The following is an 18,481-nucleotide window of genomic DNA, read 5'->3' as shown; positions in this document are numbered from 1 at the left end:
CGTCGGCTGGGGGCGGGCTACGGTCGCGGTGCGCGTGCCCGGTAGCCCGAGGCCGCCTCCCTCCCCATCGCCGCCGTGACCGTGACGTACAGGGGTGTGCCCGTCGCGAAGGCGGTGGTGATGTCGGTGCCGAGCGGGCCGTCCGGCAGCGGGATCTCCTCGCGGGTCTCGCCCGTGGTCTCCACCAGCAGGGAGAGCTGTCCGCCGGTGATGTCCCGCAGCAGGTACTGGGTGCGGGTGACGACCGGGACCACCACGTCCGTGGCCACGGGACAACGGGCCTCCAGGGGCGCCCGGGTGAAGAGATCGACGCCGGTGAGGCGGACCGTCTCGCGGTCGACCGAGACCGTGACGATCCGGGCGGGGCGGCCGTGCAGCACGGCGTGGCCTCCGGGGCGCAGACCGGACGCGGGGGCGCGGTAAGTTGGTGCTGGTGCTGGTGCTGGTGCTGGTGCTGGTGCTGGTGCTGGTGCTGGTGCTGGTGGTGTCGTCGGTGTCGGTGTCGTCGTGGGAACGTCCGTCTCGCTCATCGCGCGCCTCTCGACCGGGTCGACCGGGTCCACCGTCGGACAACCAACGAGCGGGGGCCCGGGGAGGCTACGACGCCGTTCGCCGGGCGGCGCCTTCCGGCCACACCACCTCGACCGGCAGCCCCGCCTCCCGCGCCACCCGTACGGCGTCCGCGGTGCCGCCGCCGGTGCCGGGCGCGGTACGGCCGTCCCAGACGGCGATCAGCCGGTCGGCGCGGGCGAGCATGGCGCGGTTGGCGTCGGCGTAGGCCGCCGGGCCCGCCTCGGGGTGCGGGAGGACGAGGAGTTCACCGGCCGCCGCCGCGAGCCGGTCGAAGGTCCCGGCGTGGCCGGGCCCGACCACCCGCTCCCGGTAGTCGAGCGAGGGCACGATCGCGACGAGCCGCCCCCCGAGGTCCAGTACGGCGTCGGCGAAGAGCGAGTCGGCGCCCATGGCCAGGCAGGACACCCCGGTCAGCCCGCCGTCCGCGAAGGGGGCGAGGGCGGTGCGCAGGGCGTCCCGGACGAGCGGGACGCTCGCCTCGGTGAGATGGATGTGCCCGGTGATCGCGATCGTGGTGGGGGTGGTCGTGGTCATGGTCCGGACTCCGTATCCGGTCTCCGTGCCGGCCTTGTGCCGGTCTCCGTGCTGGCTCTGTGCCGGTCTCCGTACCGGTCTCGTACTGGCCTCGTGCTGGCCTCGGTACCGGTCTCGGTACCGGCCGAGGCTAGCGTCCCGGACCCCGATGCGGCAGAGTCGGTCTAGACCTTTTTCCGGTGGAGGGGATTCCACAACCGCCCCGGTGGGCAGACGTGTTGTGGATCACGTGCGTGGAATCGAGCGCCGGAAGGGTGCCGTCCGTATACCGGACCGTACTCGGGACCGTACGCGGTCCGCTCCGGCGGCAGGATCTCGGAGCGGATGCTCGGACGCAGCCGCCCGCAGGCGGATGCGAGGATGAGGCGCCATGACCGCAGGGTGGTGTTCGCGCACGATACGGGCCGCGTTGTTCGCGGCCGTCTGTGTGCTGCTCGCCGCCCTGGGGCACGTGATGATGTCCGGCAGCCCGGTCCCGGGCTGGATGCTCGCCGCCGGACTGGCCGCGACCGGCGCCACCGGCTGGTGCCTGGCCGGACGGGAGCGCGGTCCCGGGCTCGTGGTGACCGTCTCCGTCCTCACCCAGACCCTGCTGCACTCCGGCTTCTCCCTGGCGCAGTCCGCCACCGGAGCCGCCGGAGCCACCGGGACCGGCGGTGCCACCGCCCCCGGCATGAGCCATGCCTCCATGGGAGCCGCGCCCATGGGATCCGTGGGTTCCATGGGATCCGTGGGTTCCATGGGGTCGATGGATCACATGGAGCATCTCGGGCACGCCGTCCAGGGCTCCTCCTCCCTCGGCATGTACGCCGCCCACCTGCTCGCCGCCCTGCTCAGCGGGGTGTGGCTGGCCTTCGGGGAGCGGGCCGCCTTCCGTATCCTGCGGACCTTCGCCGGACGGCTCGCCGCACCGCTGCGGCTGCTGCTCGGGCCGGTGCCGCTCACCGGGGCGCCGCCGTCGGCTCCGGCCCGGCGCCGCGACGGCGGTGACGCCGCCCGCTCGCTCCTGCTCGTCCACGCGATCACCTCCAGGGGACCGCCCGCGGGGACCGCTGTCGTCTGACGACAGCCGGTTCGCCCGGGGCCGCCGTCCGCGCCGCCCCGGGTCACACCGCCGTGGGCCCGGCTCCGGCCCCGCGGCTCTCCCCGCCTGCTCACCGTGGCACCGGACCGCCCGCGCACCCGCGCCGGGGCGGCCCGGCGCCCGGTCCACCCCGAAGGAACGACTGGTGATCACCCCCACCCTGCCCGTCCCCGAGAGAACCCCGCAGATGGACCTCGACGACGTCACGACCGCGCTCGCGCTCGCCGCCCGCAGCGGTGACGCGCTCGCCGTCGAACGGTTCGTCCGCGCGCTGCACCGCGATGTGCTGCGCTACGTCGCCCATCTGTGCGCCGATCCGCAGGCCGTCGACGATCTCGCCCAGGACACCTTTCTGCGCGCGCTCGGCAGTCTCCACCGGTTCGAGGGACGCTCGTCGGCCCGTGCCTGGCTGCTCTCCATCGCCCGGCGGGCCGTGATCGACAGCTACCGGTACGCCGCCGCCCGGCCCCGGCCGTCGGACACCGCCGACTGGCAGCTCGCCGTGGAACTCGCCCAGCCGCGCGGGCTGCCCGGCTTCGACGACGGGGTCGCGCTGCTCGATCTGGTGGCCGCGCTGCCCGCCGAGCGCCGGGAGGCGTTCGTCCTCACCCAGCTCCTCGGACTGCCGTACGCGGAGGCCGCCGAGGTCAGCGACTGCCCGGTGGGGACCGTCCGGTCCCGGGTGGCCCGCGCCCGCGCCACGCTGACGGCCCAGCTCGACCGGGCGGCGTGAGGGGGCGGGTGCGCGAGTGAGGAGGGGGAGGGGGCCTGCCCGCCCCCTTCCCCTCCGCGGCTTTGCCAGTTCTTTACAACCCGTTCCGTTTCCGGCTCGTCTCTCCGCTCGATCCGTCCGCACCCCACCGGACGGTCCGCAGAAGAAGCTGACGAAAGAGAGCGAAGAGCCCGATGCGCCGAACCCTTCTCACCGCCGCGGCACTGCTGTGCACCGCCGTCCTCGCGGGCACCGCCCCCGCCTTCGCCACCGACCCGAAGCCCACCCCGAGCGTCTCGGTCCCGCCGAGCGAGGCCCCGTCCCCGGTGCCCAGCCCCTCCGACCCCGACCGGGCCACCCCCACCGTGGCGCCCTCCGACCCCGACCGGGCGACCCCCACCGTGGCGCCCAGCGACCCCGCCCGCGCCACTCCCACCGAGGCGCCCGGCGGCCAGGTCAGGGTCGTGCCCAGCGGCGCCCCCGACACCGGTGTGCCGGCCGTGGACGGTCCGGGTTCGCGGGCATGACCCCGGCGCTGCTGTCCCGGCGCGCCTTCGCGCTCGCGGCCACCGCCACCACGGCCGCGCTGCTCACCGGGTGCGGGGGAGGCGGGGACGGCGGGGGCAGTGGGTCCGGGAAGGCGGCGGAACCCGAAGGCCCCGCCGGTTCCACCGGCTCCTCCGACGCCTCGCCCCCCGTCCGCCTCACCATCCCGGCGATCGATGTCGACACCCCGGTCATCCGGCTCGGGCTCGATCCCGACGGGACGGTGGAGGAGCCGCCGGTCACCGCGGACGACCGGGCCGGCTGGTACGAGCACTCCCCGGTGCCGGGCCGCCTCGGACCCTCCGTCATCCTCGGCCATGTCACGGTCGGCGAGTTCGGCGACGGCGTCTTCCGTGCCCTCGGCCGGCTGCGCCCCGGCGACGGCATCAGCGCCCGGCTCGATGACGGCACCGAGGCCGAGTTCGCCGTCACCTCCCTGCGCACGGTCCGCAAGGCCGACTTCCCGACGGACGAGGTGTACGGCGACGTGGACCGGCCCGAGCTGCGGCTGATCACCTGCGGCGGTCCCCGTACCGGCGACGACGAGTACCGGGACAACGTGATCGTCTTCGCGGAGCGGCGCGGGGACACCTGACGACGGCGGGGGCGGGACCGGCGCCGGCGGCGGGAACGCCCGGCGCCGGTCCGGCCTCTTGACCGCTGAAGACCCAGGCCACACCCACGCATACCCCGGCCCCCCGGCACCCCCCACACCCTTGGAGAGCGTTGAAACGGTCCCGTGAGAGCGCGGCGTCCGAGCTGTTCGCCGTCCTCTATCCGCGTCTGGCCGGCTGGTGCCGCCGTCTGGTGGACGACGACGAGACGGCGCACGAGATCGCGTCCGAGGCGTTCACCCGGCTGTGGGCCCGCTGGACCAAGGTCGAGGAGCCGCGCGGCTTCGTCTATGTCACGGCCGCGAACCTGGTCCGGGACCACTGGCGCAAGCTGGAGCGGGAGCGGCGGGCCGTGCGCCGGGCCGGTCACGAGGTGGCGGTCCGCCCGCACCCCGAGCAGGCCGACCCCTCCGTACGGCTGCTGGTGCAGTCGCTGCCGGAACGGCTGCGGGTGCCGATCCTGCTCCACTACTACGCTGACATGCCGATCCGGGAGGTGTCCGCGCTGACCGGGCGCAAGGAAGGGACCGTCAAGGCCGATCTGCACGCGGCCCGCGAACTGCTCCGCGTCCACCTGAGGAGAAGCCTTGACCACACGCTTTGACCCGGAACCGGAACCGGAGCCGGGACCGGAATCCGGACGGGGACCCGGGCCCGGGGGCGGCGGCTCCGCCCGCTTCGGCGACCTCGGCGACGCCGGGGACATCGGTGGTACCGGTGCCCCGGACGGTTTCGGCGGTCCCGACGACCCGCTCGCCGTCATCCTGCGCCCCGCCCCCGGGGACCGGCTCCCCGTGCCGCCGGGGCGTTACGAGAGCGTCCGGCGGGCCGCCGCCCGGCGCCGGATGCTGCGGACCGCGGTCGGTGCCGGGCTGGCCTGCGCCGCCGCCGCGCTGATCGCGCTGCCCGTCGTCCGGTCCACCGCCCCCGACGGCCCCCGGCAGCCGACGGTCCCGCTGGCCCCGCCCGACCCCTCGCCCAGCGTCTCCGTGCCGGAACGGACGCCCACGCCCTCGGCGTCCCACCCCCCGACCCCGTCCCTCGCCACGCCCTCCACGCCCTCCGAGCCCAGCGAGCCCACCGCCCCCTCCGACGCGGACACGATCGTCCCCGGGCGCCCGCCGGTCCCGACCCCGACCCCCACCCCGTCGCCGACCGGGACCTCGGGGCGGCCGACCCCGTTCCCCACCACCGCCCCGGAGCGCGGCTGACCCCCGCTCACGCCGGGTAGGCGTGGGTCTGGGCGGCCTTCACCGAGGCCCAGACCTCGACGCCGGGCCGCAGCTCCAGCTCCGCCGCCGCGACCGTCGTCAGATCGGCGAGCACCGGCAGTTCGCCGGTCAGCGCCGCCCGGAACTGGTTCCCGTGGGTCTCCATCCCGGCCACCGTGCAGTGCCACAGGTTGCGGGCGCTGGCGCCGGTCGGGCGGTCGCGGTGCAGGGTGACGGCGGTGGGCGGGAACGCGACGAAGACCGGGCCGGTCAGCTCCTCCGTGGTGGTGATCTCGGGCCCGTCGGGGCCGGAGACCCGCACGGTGTGGCCGGTGGCGGTGCCCCGGTAGAGGTTGAGGCCGACCAGGTGGGCGATGTAGTCGGTGCGGGGGCGGCGGGCGATGTCGCCGGGGGCGCCCTGCTGGACGATCCCGCCGTCCTCGATGACCACCAGATGGTCGGCGAGGACCATCGCGTCCAGCGGATCATGGGTGACCAGGACGGCGACCGCCTCGAAATCGGCCAGATGGCCGCGGAGCTGGGCGCGGACGTCGAGCCGGGTCCGGGCGTCCAGCGCGGCCAGCGGTTCGTCCAGGAGCAGCAGCCGGGGACGGGTGGCCAGGGCGCGGGCCAGCGCGACCCGCTGGGCCTGCCCGCCGGACAGCTTGCGCGGCTTCTTGCCCGCGTGCGCGGCGAGATCCATCCGGGCCAGCCACTCGGCGGCCTGGGCGCGGGCCTCGGCCTTGCCGGTGCCGTGGCAGCGCGGGCCGAACGCCACATTGTCCAGCGCGGTGAGGTGCGGGAAGAGCAGGTAGTCCTGGAAGACCACCCCGACCGGGCGGGCCTCGGGCGGGACACGGTCCAGGGCGCGGCCGTCCAGCCGCAGATGGCCGTCGCTGAGCGGGACCAGCCCGGCGAGCGCGCGCAGGGCGGTGGTCTTGCCGGCGCCGTTCGGGCCGAGCAGGGCGATCACGTCCCCCGGGCGGGCGGTCAGGGTCACATCGAGGCGGAAGGCGCCGCGCTCGACGACCAGCCGGGCGTCCAGCCCCTGTGCGGGGAGGGTGGTCGGGTGGTCGGTCATGACGGGGCCATCCAGCGGTCGCGCAGTCCGGCCAGGACCGCGATGGACACGGCGAGCAGGACCAGACTGAGGGCGATGGCCGCCTCCGGGTCGTTCTGGAGGGCGAGATAGACGGCCAGCGGCATGGTCTGGGTACGGCCCGGGAAGTTCCCGGCGAAGGTGATGGTGGCGCCGAACTCGCCCAGCGCCCGCGCCCAGGCGAGCACCGCCCCGGCGGCGACGCCGGGGGCGATCAGCGGCAGGGTGACCCGGCGGAACGCGGTGAAGCGGGAGGCGCCCAGCGTGGTGGCGGCCTCCTCGTAGCGCCGGTCGGCGGCGCGCAGGGTGCCCTCCACGCTGATCACCAGGAACGGCATCGCCACGAACGCCTCCGCGATCACCACGCCGGTGGTGGTGAACGGCAGGGTCAGCCCGAACCAGTCGTCCAGCCAGCGGCCCACCACCCCGTTGCGGCCCAGCGCCATCAGCAGGGCGACACCGCCGACGACCGGCGGCAGCACCAGCGGCAGGGTCACCAGGGCCCGGACCAGGCCCCGGCCGGGGAACTCGACCCGGGCCAGCAGCCAGGCCAGCGGCACCCCGAACACCAGGCACACCAGCGTCGCCAGGGTCGCGCAGATCAGCGAGAGCTGGAGCGCCTGCCACACCTCGGTACTGCTGAGCAGTTCCGGCATATCGCCCCAGGGGGCCCGGATGAGGAGGGCGGCCAGCGGCAGCACCAGGAAGACCAGGGAGACGAGGGCGGGCAGCAGCAGGGCGAGGGGGACGCCGCCGCCGAGACGCCGGGGCCGGGACCGGGGCCGGGGCCAGGGTAGGGGCCGGGGCCAGGATCGCCCGGTCCTTCCCGTAACGCTCTTCCCCGTTCCCTTCCGCGTTCCCTTCCGCCGGACGCGGCGGCGCCGCGGGCCCCCGGTGAGGGTGTCCGCGGCGCCGGGCGGCTCGGGGGTGTCGTCCGTCACGGCTGGAGGAACCCGGCGTCGATGAGTACCTGCTGCCCCTCGGCGGACCGCACCAGCTCGATGAACGCCTCGGCGGCGGAGGCGTTGGGCGCCTCGCGGAGCAGGGTGATCGGGTAGTCGTTGATCGCCTCGGACGCCTCGGGGAACTCCACGCCCTCCACGTCGTCACCCGCGGCCAGGACATCGGTCTGGTAGACGACCGCCGCGTCGGCCTCCTTGAGGACCACGCTGTTCAGGGCCGACCGGACGTCCTCCGCGTAGGAGGCGGGCGTCAGCTCCAGACCGGCCTCGTCCAGCGCGGTCTGGGCGGCGGCCCCGCAGGGCACGGCCTCGTCGCAGAGCACGACCGTGAGGTCGGGGTTGGTGAGGTCCTCCAGGGAGTCGATGTTCTCCGGGTTGCCCGGGAGGGTGGCGATCTCCAGTTGGTTGCGGGCGAAGGTGGCGGGGGTGCCCTCGGCGTCCCCGGCGTCCGTGACGATCTGCATCGTCCGGGGGCTCGCCGAGGCGAACACATCGGCCGGGGCGCCCCCGGTGATGCTCGCCGCGAGGGCGTCGCTGCCGCCGAAGCTGAAGGTCACCGTGACCTCCGGGTGGGCCTGCTCGAACTGCTCGCCCAGCGCCTCGAAACTGTCCTGGAGCGAGGCCGCCGCGAACACCGTGACCTCGCCCGAGAGGTTCGGGGCGGTGGAGGCGGAGGCGGAGCCGGACGGCGACGTGGAGGAGTCCGAGGCCGACGACGAGGAGGAGTCGTCGGAGCTGCACCCGGTCATTATCAGCAGGGCGGCGGCGGTGCCTGCGCCGGCCGACTGCATGGTCCACCGGGTCCGGCGCGCGGAACGGGTCATCACGGGTCCACTCCCTCTGGTCTGCGGAACCCTCAAGGGCCCCTGGTGTGCTGCCTGGTGAGCGGCCCCGCCCTAAGGCCGCTCCACGACCACATTGGTCGACTTGATCACCGCGACCGCCGGGACACCCGGCTCCAGCGCCAGTTCCTCGGCCGACTCGCGGCTGACCATCGCCACCACCCGGAACGGCCCGGCCTGGATCTCCACCTGCGCCGACACATCCCCGAGGATCACCTCGGTGACGATGCCGGACAGCCGGTTGCGGGCCGAGGAGCCGGTCGGCTCCCGTTCCGCCCGCCGGGAGGCGCGCGCATAGGCCGCGAGCGCAGGCCCCGGGATGATCCGATGGCCCAGCTCATCGCGTTCGGCGATGAGCTTGCCGCCGTCCACCAGCCGCCGCACGGTGTCCACGCTGACGCCCAGCAGGGCGGCGGCCGTCCCGATCCGGTAGGTGTGCATGTGCCGATGATACTGCCGCACTTGCTAGGCGAAAGTCTTCTGTCACATCGCATGAGCCTGATCACTTTTCGATATGCCTCGCATGTGCGTTTGTACGGGAGTGGAGTTCGGGTACCGTCAACCGGGAGGTGATAGCCCGTGAGTCAGTCCCTCACCGCCCCCGGTCCGGCCGTCCGCCCGCTCGCCGAACTCGCCCTCACCGGCGATCTGGGCCGCCCGTCCCGGCTGACCGTCCCCGATCTGCTCGGCTGGCCCCAGCACCGCGCCGAGGTCGCCTTCGAGTGCGCCACCAGCGGCGTCCAGCGCCACCGCTTCACCGGCCCGCTGCTGCACGAGGTGCTCAGCGACGCCCGCCCCGCCTTCGACCCCGCCCGCCGCAAGGACCGGCTGCGCTTCCTGATCGCGGTGCGCGGCGCCGACGGCCATCACGCGCTGCTCACCTGGGCCGAGATCGACCCCGACTTCGGCCGCGCCCCCGTCCTGCTCGCCGTCACCCTCGACGGCCACCCCCTGGACCGGGCGGGCCCCCAACTGGTGCTCCCCCAGGACCGCTGCGGCGCCCGGCACATCAGCGGCATCGACACCGTCCATGTCGACGGCGGCTATCCCGCCGGGAACGGCACCCGGTGACCCGGGACGCCCTGCTCCTCGAACACGCCCCGCACCCCGCGCCCCACCCCGCCACCGAGGCCCTGGAACACGCCGGGCTACGGGTCCGGGTCTGCCGGGTATGGGCGGGGGAGGGCGTACCCGGGGCACTGGAGGGCGTGGTGGCGGTGGTGGTGACGGACGACGGGACGTACGGCGACGGCGGCGGCGGTGAACCTCCGTGCGGGGCAGCCGAGGTGACGCTGCTGCGGGCCGCGCTCACCGCCGGGGTCCCGGTGCTCGGCGTCGGCCTCGGCGCCCGGCTCCTGGACCGCGCGGCACCGGGCACCACCGGGGCGGGCGGGGACGGCGGTGGGGACGGCGACGGCGTCCGGGTCTGGCCGCCCCTGCCCCCCGGCCCCGGCACCCCCGACCCCACCCCCCTCCTCACCCGGTTCGCCGACCACGCCGCCCGGCGCTCCGCCCTCACCGCCACCCGGGCCTTCTTCACCCCCCGCGCCGCCGACTGGGAGGCCCGGTTCGCCGCCGACGGGCCCCGCTACGCGGCGGCGGTCGCCCGGATGGGCCTGCGCGGCGGACAGCGGGCGCTGGACGTGGGCTGCGGCAGCGGCCGTGCGCTGCCCGCGCTGCGCGCCGAGGTCGGCCCGGCGGGCGCGGTCCTCGGCGTCGACCTCACCCCGGCGATGCTCACCGCCACCGCCCGCGAGGGCCGGGGCGCACTGGCCCGGCTGCTGCTGGCCGACGCCTGCCGGCTGCCACTGGCGCCGGGCGCGGTGGACGGCGTCTTCAGCGCCGGGCTGGTCGACCACGTCCCCGACCCGGCCGCCGCGCTCGCCGAGTGGGCCCGGGTCACCGCCCCCGGCGGGGTGCTGCTGCTGTTCCACCCCTCCGGCCGCGCCGAGCGCGCCGCCCGCCACGGCCGCCCCCTGGACCCCGCGGACCCCCTGGACCGCGCCAACCTGCACGCGGCGCTGGAGGCCGCGGGCTGGCGTCCCGCCCACTACGAGGACGCCCCCCACCACTTCCTGAGCCGATCCGTCCGCCCGGGGTGACCGCCCCTACCCTTGCCCGCCCCCTCCCGCCCCCTCCCGCCCCCTCCCGCCCCCTCCCGAACCCTCCCGGACTCCCCTGAACCCTTCCCGAGCCGGGCCGCCCCCTCCCACCCCCTCCCGAACCCTCCCACCCCTCCCGAACCCTCCCGAGCCGAGCCGGGCCGCCCGAGGCCGGTGACCGGCGTGACCCGAGGAGCCGTCCGCCCGTGCTGCGTCAGTTGGAGTACCTCGTCGCGCTCGCCAGGGAGCGGCACTTCGCCCGCGCGGCAGCCGCCTGCTACGTCTCCCAGCCCTCCCTCTCCGCCGCGATCCGCCGCCTCGAACACGAACTCGGCGTGCCCCTGGTCCGGCGCGGCAGCCGGCGCTACGAGGGGCTCACCCCGGAGGGCGAGGTGGTCCTCGCCTGGGCCCACCGGATGCTGGCCGAGCAGGACGCGCTGCGCCAGGAGTTGTCGGCGCTGCGCGGCGGACTGACCGGCACCCTGCGCCTGGGCGTCGTACCGACCGCGCTCCCCGTCGCCTCCCTCCTCACCACCCCGTTCTGCGACCGGCATCCGCGGGCCGGGGTCACCCTGGAGTCGCTGTCCTCGGCCCAGATCCGGCACGGCCTCGCGGAGTTCGAACTCGACGCGGCGATGACCTACCTGGACGACGACACCCTGCGCCGGGTCCGCAGCCTCCCCCTCTACGAGGAGCGGTACATGCTGCTCACCCCGGTCGACGGCCCGCTCGGCGCGGCGGACCGTGCGCGCTGGGCGCAGGCCGCCGCGCTGCCGCTGTGCCTGCTGTCCCCGCGGATGCGCAACCGCCGGATCATCGACGAGTGCTTCGCCGCCGACGGGGCCGTCGCCGCGCCCGCCATCGAGTCCGACAGTGTCGCCGGGCTGTACGCCCATCTGCCGGGCGGGCGCTGGTCCAGCGTGGTCTCGCACGCCTGGCTGCATCTGTTCGGGGTGCCGGACGGCATGCGGGTCGTCCCGCTGGAGGGCCCCGCGCACGGACCCCGGGTCGGGCTGGTGGTGGCCCGCAGCGAACCCCAGTCGATGCTGGCGCGGGCCCTGCTGACGGTGGCCCGCGAGGCGGGCGTACGGGACGCGCTGGACGCCCGGCTGCACACCTATCTGCGGCCCGCCGCACCCCGGCACCGCTCATAGCCATCCGCTATCCCCGCATAGCAACGTTCGTTTTGACCGGGCCGAACGACCCCGAGGATGGTGAGAGGCACCACAACGCCAGTCACCGCAATGGAAGTTGAGGAGCCGCGACCATGGCCAAGGTGCTCTGCGTCCTGTACGACGACCCCACCGACGGTTACCCGGCGACCTACGCCCGGGACGACCTGCCGCCCATCGACCACTACCCCGGCGGCCAGACCACCCCCACCCCCGAGGCGATCGACTTCACCCCCGGCCATCTGCTCGGCAGTGTCTCCGGGGAGCTGGGGCTGCGCGACTTCCTGGAGAAGGCCGGCCACACCCTCGTCGTCACCTCCGACAAGGAGGGCGCCGGTTCCGTCTTCGACCGGGAGCTGGCGGACGCGGACATCGTGATCTCGCAGCCGTTCTGGCCGGCGTACCTCACCGCCGAGCGGATCGCCGCCGCGAAGAACCTGAAGCTGGCGGTCACCGCGGGCATCGGCTCGGACCATGTCGACCTGGACGCGGCCATCGCGCGCGGGGTGACCGTGGCCGAGGTGACCTACTGCAACAGCATCAGCGTCGCCGAGCACGTGGTGATGATGACGCTGTCCCTGGTCCGCAACTACCTCCCGTCCCACCGGGTGGTCCTGGACGGCGGCTGGAACATCGCCGACTGCGTGGCCCGCTCCTACGACCTGGAGGGGATGCACGTCGGCACGGTCGCCGCCGGGCGGATCGGCCTCGCGGTACTGCGCCGCCTCGCGCCCTTCGACGTCAAGCTGCACTACACCGACCGGCACCGGCTGCCCGAGGCGGTCGAGCGCGAGCTGGGGCTGACCTGGCACGAGAGCACCGCCGACATGGCCCCGCACTGCGATGTCATCACCATCAACGCCCCCCTGCACCCGGAGACCGAGGGCCTCTTCGGCGACGAGCTGCTCGGCACGATGAAGCGGGGCGCCTATCTGATCAACACCGCGCGCGGGCTGATCGTGGACCGGGACGCGGTGGTCAGGGCGCTGGAGTCCGGGCAGCTCGCCGGGTACGCCGGTGATGTCTGGTACCCGCAGCCCGCCCCCGCCGACCACCCCTGGCGGTCCATGCCCCACCACGGCATGACCCCGCACATCTCCGGCTCCTCCCTCTCCGCGCAGGCCCGCTACGCGGCCGGGACCCGGGAGATCCTGGAGTCCTTCTTCGCGGGCCGCCCGATCCGCGACGAGTATCTGATCGTGGACGGCGGCGCCCTGGCCGGGACGGGCGCGCACTCGTACTCGGTGACGAAGTAGGACGGGGGGAGGACGGGGGAGGGGGCGCCCCTTTTTGGAGTGAGGGGTGGGGGGCGCGGTCAGGCCCGGTCGATGTGCACATTGGTCGACTTGACCCGCGCGGTGGCCTCCATCCCCACCTCCAGCCCCAGTTCCTCCACCGCCTCCCGGGTGAGCAGCGAGACCAGCCGGTGCGGCCCGGCCTGGATCTCCACCTGCGCGGCGACATCGCCGAGCTTGACGGCGGTGACGATCCCGGGGAAGGCGTTGCGGACGGAGGTGTGCGGGGTCTCCTCGTCGCCGGGCCCGGCCGTGCCGCCCTTGGCCAGTTCCACCGAGAACGCGGCGAGGGCGGTGCCCTCGATGAACCGCCGCCCGGCCTCGTCACGATGGGTGGCGACCCGGCCCGCGTCCGCCCAGCGCCGGGCGGTGTCCGGACTGACGCCGAGCAGCCGGGCGGCCTGACCGATGGTGTAAGCGTGCATGACGGCCAAGATAGGTGACGGCCGCCCCCGCCCGGGTGCCCTACCGGCTGCCGCTGTCGCCGCTCCCGCTCCCGCCGACGCCCGCGCCGTGCCCGGTCAGCACCAGTTCCTTGGCCCGGCGGAACTCGTCGTCCGTGATGTCGCCCCGGGCGCGGATCTCGGACAGCTTGGCCAGCTCGTCCGCGCTGCTGGTCCCGGCGGAGCCGCCCGCCGTCTTCTTGATGTAGTCGTCGAACTGCTCCTGCTGCGCCCGCGCCTGCTCGATCTCCCGGCGGCCCATGTTCCGGCCCCGCGCGATCACGTAGACCAGCACGCCGAGGAAGGGCAGCACGATGCAGAACACCAGCCAGCCCGCCTTCGCCCAGCCGCTCAGCCGGTCGTCCCGGAAGATGTCGAGGACGACCCGGAACAGCAGGATGAACCACATGATCCACAGGAAGAACAGGAGCATGGTCCAGAAGGCGCTCAGAAGCGGATAGTCGTACGCCAGATACATGGGTGCGCTCTTCTCTCTTCGCCGGTCCCCCTTGCCGTTCGTGTCGAGGGTCCGCCCGCCCGGCGCCCCGCGGGTCACCCCCGGAGGGTGATCCGGTCCAGTCGCCCGGGGAGGGTGATCCGGGCCAGTCATCCGGGGAGGGCGATCCGGTGGAGTCGGCCCCCCGCTGGTGAGGTGCGCGAACCTCTGATGAGCTGGAGGGTGGAGCGGGGGACGCACGAAGACACTGGGAGGTCCGGCCATGACCTCGGCGAGCGACTTCACCGCCGCCCTCACCCCCGCGGAGCGGGCGGCGTACGGCAAGCAGGCGCGGGAGCGGGTGTCCCGCTCGGCGCACGCCCGGTTCGAGCCGCCCCCGGACCGGTTCGACCCGATCGCGGTGATCGAGGGGCAGTCCGCCGAGCGCGTCCCCGAACTGGTGCCGCTGCGCTACGGACGCATGATGGAATCGCCGTTCCGCTTCTACCGGGGCGCGGCGGCCATCATGGCGGCCGACCTGGGCGCCCAGCCCGACACCGGCCTCGGCGTCCAGCTCTGCGGCGACGCCCACCCGCTGAACTTCCGGCTGCTGGCCTCACCGGAGCGCCGCCTGGTCTTCGACATCAACGACTTCGACGAGACCCTGCCGGGCCCCTTCGAGTGGGACGTCAAGCGGCTCGCCGCCGGGCTGGCCATCGCCGCCCGCGCCAACGGCTACCCGGTCAAGGACCAGAACGACCTGGTCCGGGCCTGCGTCGCCGAGTACCGGCTGCGGATGCGGGAATTCGCCGGGATGCGCACGCTGGACATCTGGTACTCCCAGGACGACCCCGACACCGTACGGGAGCTGCTCGGCTCCTCCCTCGACGCCCGCTCGGAGCGCCGTACCCAGCAGGCCGCGCGCCGGGCCCGCACCCGGACCAGCACGAAGGCGTTCGCCAAGCTGACCACCGTCACCGCCGAGGGCCGCCGGATCGCCGCCGACCCGCCCCTGATCACCCCCCTCGACCAGCTCCTGGACGACCCGTCCGAGGAGGGCCGGGAGAAGGAGCTGCGGGGCGTGCTGGAGAGCTACGCGCGGACCCTGCCCACCGAGCGCCGCCATCTGCTGCGCCACTACCGGCTGGTCGACATGGCCCGCAAGGTGGTCGGCGTCGGCAGCGTCGGCACCCGCTGCTGGGTGGTGCTGCTGCTCGGCCGGGACGACGACGATCCCCTGCTGCTCCAGGCCAAGGAGGCCGGACCGTCGGTGCTGTCCGGCCCCACCGGCGGCGACGGCTACGACAACCAGGGCCGCCGGGTGGTCGAGGGACAGCGGCTGATCCAGACGACCAGCGACATCCTCCTCGGCTGGACCCATGTCGTCGGCCTGGACGACCGCCCCCGGGACTTCTACGTCCGCCAGCTCTGGGACTGGAAGGGCATCGCCCGCCCCGAGACCATGGACCCGCGGATGCTCACCCTCTTCGCCCGGCTGTGCGGGGCGTGCCTGGCCCGCGCCCACGCCCGCTCCGGCGACCCGGTCGCCATCGGCGCCTACCTGGGCGGCGGCGACCGCTTCGACCGGGCGCTCGCCGAGTTCGCCCAGTCCTACGCCGACCGCAACGAACGGGACTACGAGGAACTGCGGACGGCGGTACGGGACGGCCGGGTGCGGGCCCAGCACCTGTAGGCCGTACGACGGCCGACGTACGACGGCCGGTGTCACCCCTCCGGGAGGGCCGGTGTCATCCCTCCGGGAGCTGGCGCAGCTCCACCACGCGCAGGCCGAGCGACTGGAACCGGGACAGCAGCCCGTACAGATGCGCCTCGTCGACGACCGGCCCGAACAGCACGGTCTGGCCCAGGATCACGACATGCCGCAGCTCCGGGAAGGCACGCGTCAGCGTGTCCGACATCAGCCCGTCGACCCGGATCTCGTAGCGCATGCCTACGATGCTGGGCCGGGACGGGGGCCCCGCGGTTCACCCGATACAGGTGAGCCGGGGAGGGGAGGGGGACGGAGCGGGCGGGGGGGCTCAGAGGAGCCCCAGTTCGCGGGCGCGGCGCACGGCGTCGTTGCGCCGGTTCACGGCGAGCTTGCGGTAGACGCCCTTGAGGTGGGTCTTCACGGTGTTGACCGAGACACACAGGTCGGCGGCGATCTCCTGCGTCGACATCATCCCCGCCAGCCGCCGCAGCACCTCCCGCTCCCGCTCGCTCAACTCCCCCACGGGCGGCGAGTCCCCGCCCACGGCACCCCCACCCACCCCATCCCCGCCCACGGCACCCCCACCCACCGCGTTCCCGCACGGCAGCCAGCCCGCCGCCAGCTCGTCCAGTGGCGGCGCGGTGAGCAGCGGCCCGAGCCACGCCCCGGCGTCGAGGAACGGCCGCCGCAGCCGCTCGCGCCGCCCGTCCAGCAGCGCCTGCCCCAGCAGCCGCCGGGCGGTACCGGTGTCCCCGGCCAGCTCCGCGAGCCGGGCCCGCACCAGCGCGGCCCGTACGGTCACCGCGGGTCCGGCGCGATGATCGCCCCGTACCCGCCCCACCAGGGCGGCGGCGGCGCGGGCCCGCCCGGCGGCCAGCAGCAGCCACGCACCCTCGACCGCGTCCAGCGGCGCCGGACACCCGGCCCCGGCGAGCACTTCAGCGGCTTCGGCAGCTTCAGCGGCTTCGGCACGGCCCGAGGCGAGGGCGAGCGCCGCGCGCCGGGCGTCGATCCAGGGAGAGGGGGTGGCACCGGGAACGATCCCCGGCACCACCCCTCGGGGGTGCCCGCGGGCGAGCGTCAGCCGGGCCCGGACGAGGGCGCGGACGGCATCCAGCAGCGGGTCGCTGAGCGTGCCGCCTGCCGTGGATGTCTCCCGCCCCTGGGAGGTGTCCGTCCCGCCGGCCGTTTCGTCGAGCAGTGCCCGGGCCCGGTCGAGGTCGTCGCGTTCGATGGCCACGGCGGCGAGGACCAGCGCCCCGAGACCGGTCCCCGCGCCCCCGGCCGGGACCTTCCGTTCCGCCCGTCTGGGCCAGCCGTACAGATGGTCGATCAGCGCGAGCAGCTCCCGTGCCTCGGCCCGGGGCCCGTCGCAGGGGTCGCCGCCCGGGGCGGCCTCGGTGAGCACCGCCCGCGCCTCCTCGAACCGCCCGCCCCACACATACGCGCCCCCCACCTGGACGAGCAGCAGCGCCCGCAGCTCGGGATGGCGCCCGAGCAGCGCGGCGGGTACGTCCGTACAGGCGGCGGAGAAGTCGTGCAGGGCGCGGGTGGCGAGGTCGGGGTCGCCGGTGAGGCGGGCGCCGACGCCGTGCAGGAAGGCGGAGCAGACCCGGGTGGCCGGGGACACCTCCCCCCGGTCGGCGCGCGCGAGCAGGGCGAACCCGAGCCGGATGTCGCGCGCGCGGAAGGCGCGGGCGGCGTGCAGCAGGACGGTGGAGGAGGAGAGCGGCCGGCATCCCCCGACTCCCTCCATGCCCTCCATGCCCTCCATCCCGGCGAAGAGCCGTTGCAGCCCCCCGGCGCGCAGACCGGTGAAGTACTGCCCGAGGGCGAGGTCGTCCACGAGGGCACCGGCGGCGAAGTCCCAGTCGCCTGCGGCGGCGGCGTGGGTGAGGGCCTCGGCGAGATCCCCGGAACCGAGCAGGCGGCGGGCGGCCCGGCGGTGCAGCTCGGGTTCGAGGCCGGGGAGGCGTACCCGCAGATGGGCGCGGAGGATCTCCCGGAAGAGCGGGTGGAGCCGGTACCAGTTGTGCCCGAGCGGCTCCACGAAGGCGTTGTCGCGGTGCAGCCCGACCAGCAGCGGTTCGGCGTCGGAACGCCCGGTGAGGGCATTGGCGAGCGGGGGGCTGAAGCGCCGCAGGACGCTGGTCCGCAGCAGCAGGTCCTGGGCGTCGCCGGACTGCTGTGCGAGCACCTCGGCGAGCAGGAAGTCGGCGACGGCACCGCGGTCGGCCTCGAACTCCTTGAGATAGATCTCGGGGTCGTCGGCCTCCAGCGCGGCCATGGCGCACAGCCGCAGCCCCGCGGCCCACCCGCCGGTCCGCTCCACCAGGGCGTGCACGGTCGCCGACGGCAGCCGCAGCCCGTGCAGCTCCAGCAGCAGGGCGGTCTCGTCGTCGGTGAAGGCCAGCTCGGCGCCGCGCACCTCGGTGAGCTGCCCGGCGACCCGGTACCGGTGCAGCGGCAGCAGCGGCTCGGTCCGCGCGACCAGCACCAGCCGCAGCCCGCCCCCGGCGTGCCGCAGCACGAACTCGATCTGCTCGGCGACCTCGCCCCCGGTGACCTGCTCGAACGCATCGACGACGGCCACGACACCGCCGTCGTCCCGCCCGCGCAGTTGCTCGGCGAGCAGGGCCAGCATCCGCCGGTCGACCCGGACGGCGTCCGCGGGCACCCGCAGTGCCGGGGCGACCCCGGCCCGCCGCAGCGACTCCAGCAGATACGCCCAGAACTCCCCGGGGCGACGGTCCCCGGCCTCGGCGGTGAGCCAGGCCACGGGCCGCCCGAGCCCGGCGGCCCACTCGGCGACGGCGACCGTCTTCCCGGCCCCGGCGGCGCCATTGACCAGGGTGAGCGGGGTCGCCAGCCCTTGATCCAGATGCCGGGTGAGGCGCGCCCGGCGGAGGGCGCGGGCGGGGCGGTCGGGCACGACCGTGCGGGTGAAGAGAAGAGGATCCCCGAGCGGGTCGTCGCTGCGCGGCACATCCACGACGTTCACCACCCCAGCCTTCGGAGGACGGCAGGGCCCGGCGCCCGGCCGGTCGGCGGGACGGGCATCACGGCTCCATGATCCCAGCCGGGGGGCGGGGGCGCGCGCTGCGGGCGGGCGCTGCGGGCGGGGGCGGGGCGGGGCGCGGGATTG

Annotated in this window: 20 protein-coding genes and 1 pseudogene; 11 read left to right on the top strand and 10 right to left on the bottom strand. The window is 74.9% G+C overall.

The genetic code is table 11. The annotated features are described in order from the left end of the window. Nucleotides 1-17: 17 nt before the first annotated feature. On the bottom strand, nt 18-380 hold the full coding sequence (locus tag AB0O01_RS13825; RefSeq protein WP_365313051.1) for a hypothetical protein: 363 nt from the start codon (nt 378-380) through the stop codon (nt 18-20). 217 nt (nt 381-597) lie between these two features. Beyond that, nucleotides 598-1,107, bottom strand: coding sequence for a hypothetical protein (locus AB0O01_RS13820; RefSeq protein WP_365313049.1), 510 nt, complete (start codon nt 1,105-1,107; stop codon nt 598-600). 370 nt (nt 1,108-1,477) lie between these two features. On the opposite strand from AB0O01_RS13820, the gene AB0O01_RS13815 reads away from it, so the two are divergent. The 6 genes and pseudogenes from AB0O01_RS13815 to AB0O01_RS13790 all read left to right on the top strand — a co-directional run bounded on the left by AB0O01_RS13815 (nt 1,478) and on the right by AB0O01_RS13790 (nt 5,274). Further along, entirely contained in the window at nt 1,478-2,170 is a 693-nt protein-coding gene (locus AB0O01_RS13815; protein ID WP_365313047.1) for a hypothetical protein, read from the top strand. Between the two features lie 208 nt (nt 2,171-2,378). Then, nucleotides 2,379-2,924 carry a sigma-70 family RNA polymerase sigma factor gene (locus AB0O01_RS13810; RefSeq protein ID WP_365313156.1) on the top strand — a complete coding sequence of 182 codons (546 nt, stop codon included), beginning with the start codon at nt 2,379-2,381 and terminating at the stop codon, nt 2,922-2,924. Nucleotides 2,925-3,097: 173 nt separating this feature from the next. After that, nucleotides 3,098-3,397 (top strand): annotated as a pseudogene (locus AB0O01_RS13805) (sortase-dependent protein); the annotation flags it as partial. A 29-nt stretch (nt 3,398-3,426) separates the two neighbouring features. Further along, entirely contained in the window at nt 3,427-4,044 is a 618-nt protein-coding gene (locus AB0O01_RS13800) for a class F sortase (RefSeq protein WP_365313045.1), read from the top strand. A 131-nt stretch (nt 4,045-4,175) separates the two neighbouring features. Further along, on the top strand, nt 4,176-4,667 hold the full coding sequence (locus tag AB0O01_RS13795; RefSeq protein ID WP_365313043.1) for an RNA polymerase sigma factor: 492 nt from the start codon (nt 4,176-4,178) through the stop codon (nt 4,665-4,667). Beyond that, nucleotides 4,651-5,274, top strand: a complete 624-nt coding sequence (locus AB0O01_RS13790) for a hypothetical protein (protein ID WP_365313041.1) — start codon at nt 4,651-4,653, stop codon at nt 5,272-5,274. Before AB0O01_RS13795 ends, AB0O01_RS13790 begins: the two co-directional genes overlap by 17 nt. A gap of 7 nt (nt 5,275-5,281) precedes the next feature. Here the strand turns inward: AB0O01_RS13790 and AB0O01_RS13785 are convergent, their stop codons facing one another. The 4 genes from AB0O01_RS13785 to AB0O01_RS13770 form a co-directional block, all read right to left on the bottom strand. After that, nucleotides 5,282-6,355: an ABC transporter ATP-binding protein gene (locus AB0O01_RS13785; protein ID WP_365313039.1), complete on the bottom strand. Its 1,074-nt coding sequence runs from the start codon at nt 6,353-6,355 to the stop codon at nt 5,282-5,284. Further along, complete coding sequence (gene modB, locus AB0O01_RS13780; RefSeq protein WP_365313154.1) at nt 6,352-7,110, bottom strand: molybdate ABC transporter permease subunit; 759 nt, start codon at nt 7,108-7,110, stop codon at nt 6,352-6,354. The genes AB0O01_RS13785 and modB overlap by 4 nt, the downstream gene beginning before the upstream one ends. A 200-nt stretch (nt 7,111-7,310) precedes the next feature. After that, the gene (gene modA / locus AB0O01_RS13775; RefSeq protein ID WP_365313037.1) at nt 7,311-8,159 is read right to left on the bottom strand and encodes a molybdate ABC transporter substrate-binding protein; all 849 of its coding nucleotides are present in this window, start codon (nt 8,157-8,159) and stop codon (nt 7,311-7,313) included. Nucleotides 8,160-8,231: 72 nt separating this feature from the next. Then, nucleotides 8,232-8,618 (bottom strand): TOBE domain-containing protein, encoded by a 387-nt coding sequence (locus tag AB0O01_RS13770; protein WP_365313036.1) that lies wholly within the window; start codon nt 8,616-8,618, stop codon nt 8,232-8,234. A gap of 138 nt (nt 8,619-8,756) precedes the next feature. Here AB0O01_RS13770 and AB0O01_RS13765 point away from each other — a divergent pair, with 138 nt between their 5' ends. The 4 genes from AB0O01_RS13765 to AB0O01_RS13750 all read left to right on the top strand — a co-directional run bounded on the left by AB0O01_RS13765 (nt 8,757) and on the right by AB0O01_RS13750 (nt 12,707). Then, nucleotides 8,757-9,248 (top strand): molybdopterin-dependent oxidoreductase, encoded by a 492-nt coding sequence (locus AB0O01_RS13765; protein WP_365313034.1) that lies wholly within the window; start codon nt 8,757-8,759, stop codon nt 9,246-9,248. After that, a complete protein-coding gene (locus AB0O01_RS13760) occupies nt 9,245-10,279 on the top strand; it encodes a class I SAM-dependent methyltransferase (protein ID WP_365313032.1) in 1,035 nt (344 codons plus the stop codon). The genes AB0O01_RS13765 and AB0O01_RS13760 overlap by 4 nt, the downstream gene beginning before the upstream one ends. Before the next feature lie 206 nt (nt 10,280-10,485). Continuing rightward, nucleotides 10,486-11,433, top strand: a complete 948-nt coding sequence (locus AB0O01_RS13755) for a LysR family transcriptional regulator (RefSeq protein WP_365313030.1) — start codon at nt 10,486-10,488, stop codon at nt 11,431-11,433. A 113-nt stretch (nt 11,434-11,546) separates the two neighbouring features. Then, the gene (locus tag AB0O01_RS13750; protein ID WP_365313028.1) at nt 11,547-12,707 is read left to right on the top strand and encodes an NAD-dependent formate dehydrogenase; all 1,161 of its coding nucleotides are present in this window, start codon (nt 11,547-11,549) and stop codon (nt 12,705-12,707) included. A 59-nt stretch (nt 12,708-12,766) separates the two neighbouring features. On the opposite strand, the gene AB0O01_RS13745 is transcribed toward AB0O01_RS13750, so the two are convergent. Beyond that, the gene (locus AB0O01_RS13745; protein WP_365313026.1) at nt 12,767-13,171 is read right to left on the bottom strand and encodes a helix-turn-helix transcriptional regulator; all 405 of its coding nucleotides are present in this window, start codon (nt 13,169-13,171) and stop codon (nt 12,767-12,769) included. A gap of 40 nt (nt 13,172-13,211) precedes the next feature. Beyond that, nucleotides 13,212-13,667 carry an SHOCT domain-containing protein gene (locus AB0O01_RS13740; RefSeq protein ID WP_365313153.1) on the bottom strand — a complete coding sequence of 152 codons (456 nt, stop codon included), beginning with the start codon at nt 13,665-13,667 and terminating at the stop codon, nt 13,212-13,214. 241 nt (nt 13,668-13,908) lie between these two features. Here AB0O01_RS13740 and AB0O01_RS13735 point away from each other — a divergent pair, with 241 nt between their 5' ends. Beyond that, complete coding sequence (locus tag AB0O01_RS13735; protein ID WP_365313025.1) at nt 13,909-15,318, top strand: DUF2252 domain-containing protein; 1,410 nt, start codon at nt 13,909-13,911, stop codon at nt 15,316-15,318. A 55-nt stretch (nt 15,319-15,373) separates the two neighbouring features. Here AB0O01_RS13735 and AB0O01_RS13730 read toward each other — a convergent pair whose 3' ends face one another. Both AB0O01_RS13730 and AB0O01_RS13725 read right to left on the bottom strand, forming a co-directional pair. After that, nucleotides 15,374-15,574 carry a hypothetical protein gene (locus tag AB0O01_RS13730; RefSeq protein ID WP_365313023.1) on the bottom strand — a complete coding sequence of 67 codons (201 nt, stop codon included), beginning with the start codon at nt 15,572-15,574 and terminating at the stop codon, nt 15,374-15,376. A gap of 90 nt (nt 15,575-15,664) precedes the next feature. After that, on the bottom strand, nt 15,665-18,337 hold the full coding sequence (locus tag AB0O01_RS13725) for a LuxR C-terminal-related transcriptional regulator (RefSeq protein ID WP_365313021.1): 2,673 nt from the start codon (nt 18,335-18,337) through the stop codon (nt 15,665-15,667). Nucleotides 18,338-18,481 lie beyond the last annotated feature (144 nt).

The organism is Streptomyces sp. NPDC093252 (genome assembly GCF_040683675.1).
In the GTDB taxonomy this organism is placed as follows: domain Bacteria; phylum Actinomycetota; class Actinomycetes; order Streptomycetales; family Streptomycetaceae; genus Streptomyces.
This window is presented reverse-complemented; position numbering and strand designations above follow the sequence as displayed.

Bases quoted from the DNA above. Each gene is read 5' to 3' on its own strand.
- AB0O01_RS13820 (WP_365313049.1), bottom strand. From the start codon at position 1,107: ATGACCACGACCACCCCCACCACGATCGCGATCACCGGGCACATCCAT.
- AB0O01_RS13815 (WP_365313047.1), top strand. From the start codon at position 1,478: ATGACCGCAGGGTGGTGTTCGCGCACGATACGGGCCGCGTTGTTCGCG.
- AB0O01_RS13810 (WP_365313156.1), top strand. From the start codon at position 2,379: ATGGACCTCGACGACGTCACGACCGCGCTCGCGCTCGCCGCCCGCAGC.
- AB0O01_RS13800 (WP_365313045.1), top strand. From the start codon at position 3,427: ATGACCCCGGCGCTGCTGTCCCGGCGCGCCTTCGCGCTCGCGGCCACC.
- AB0O01_RS13785 (WP_365313039.1), bottom strand. From the start codon at position 6,355: ATGACCGACCACCCGACCACCCTCCCCGCACAGGGGCTGGACGCCCGG.
- modA (WP_365313037.1), bottom strand. From the start codon at position 8,159: ATGACCCGTTCCGCGCGCCGGACCCGGTGGACCATGCAGTCGGCCGGC.
- AB0O01_RS13770 (WP_365313036.1), bottom strand. From the start codon at position 8,618: ATGCACACCTACCGGATCGGGACGGCCGCCGCCCTGCTGGGCGTCAGC.
- AB0O01_RS13750 (WP_365313028.1), top strand. From the start codon at position 11,547: ATGGCCAAGGTGCTCTGCGTCCTGTACGACGACCCCACCGACGGTTAC.
- AB0O01_RS13745 (WP_365313026.1), bottom strand. From the start codon at position 13,171: ATGCACGCTTACACCATCGGTCAGGCCGCCCGGCTGCTCGGCGTCAGT.
- AB0O01_RS13740 (WP_365313153.1), bottom strand. From the start codon at position 13,667: ATGTATCTGGCGTACGACTATCCGCTTCTGAGCGCCTTCTGGACCATG.
- AB0O01_RS13735 (WP_365313025.1), top strand. From the start codon at position 13,909: ATGACCTCGGCGAGCGACTTCACCGCCGCCCTCACCCCCGCGGAGCGG.
- AB0O01_RS13730 (WP_365313023.1), bottom strand. From the start codon at position 15,574: ATGCGCTACGAGATCCGGGTCGACGGGCTGATGTCGGACACGCTGACG.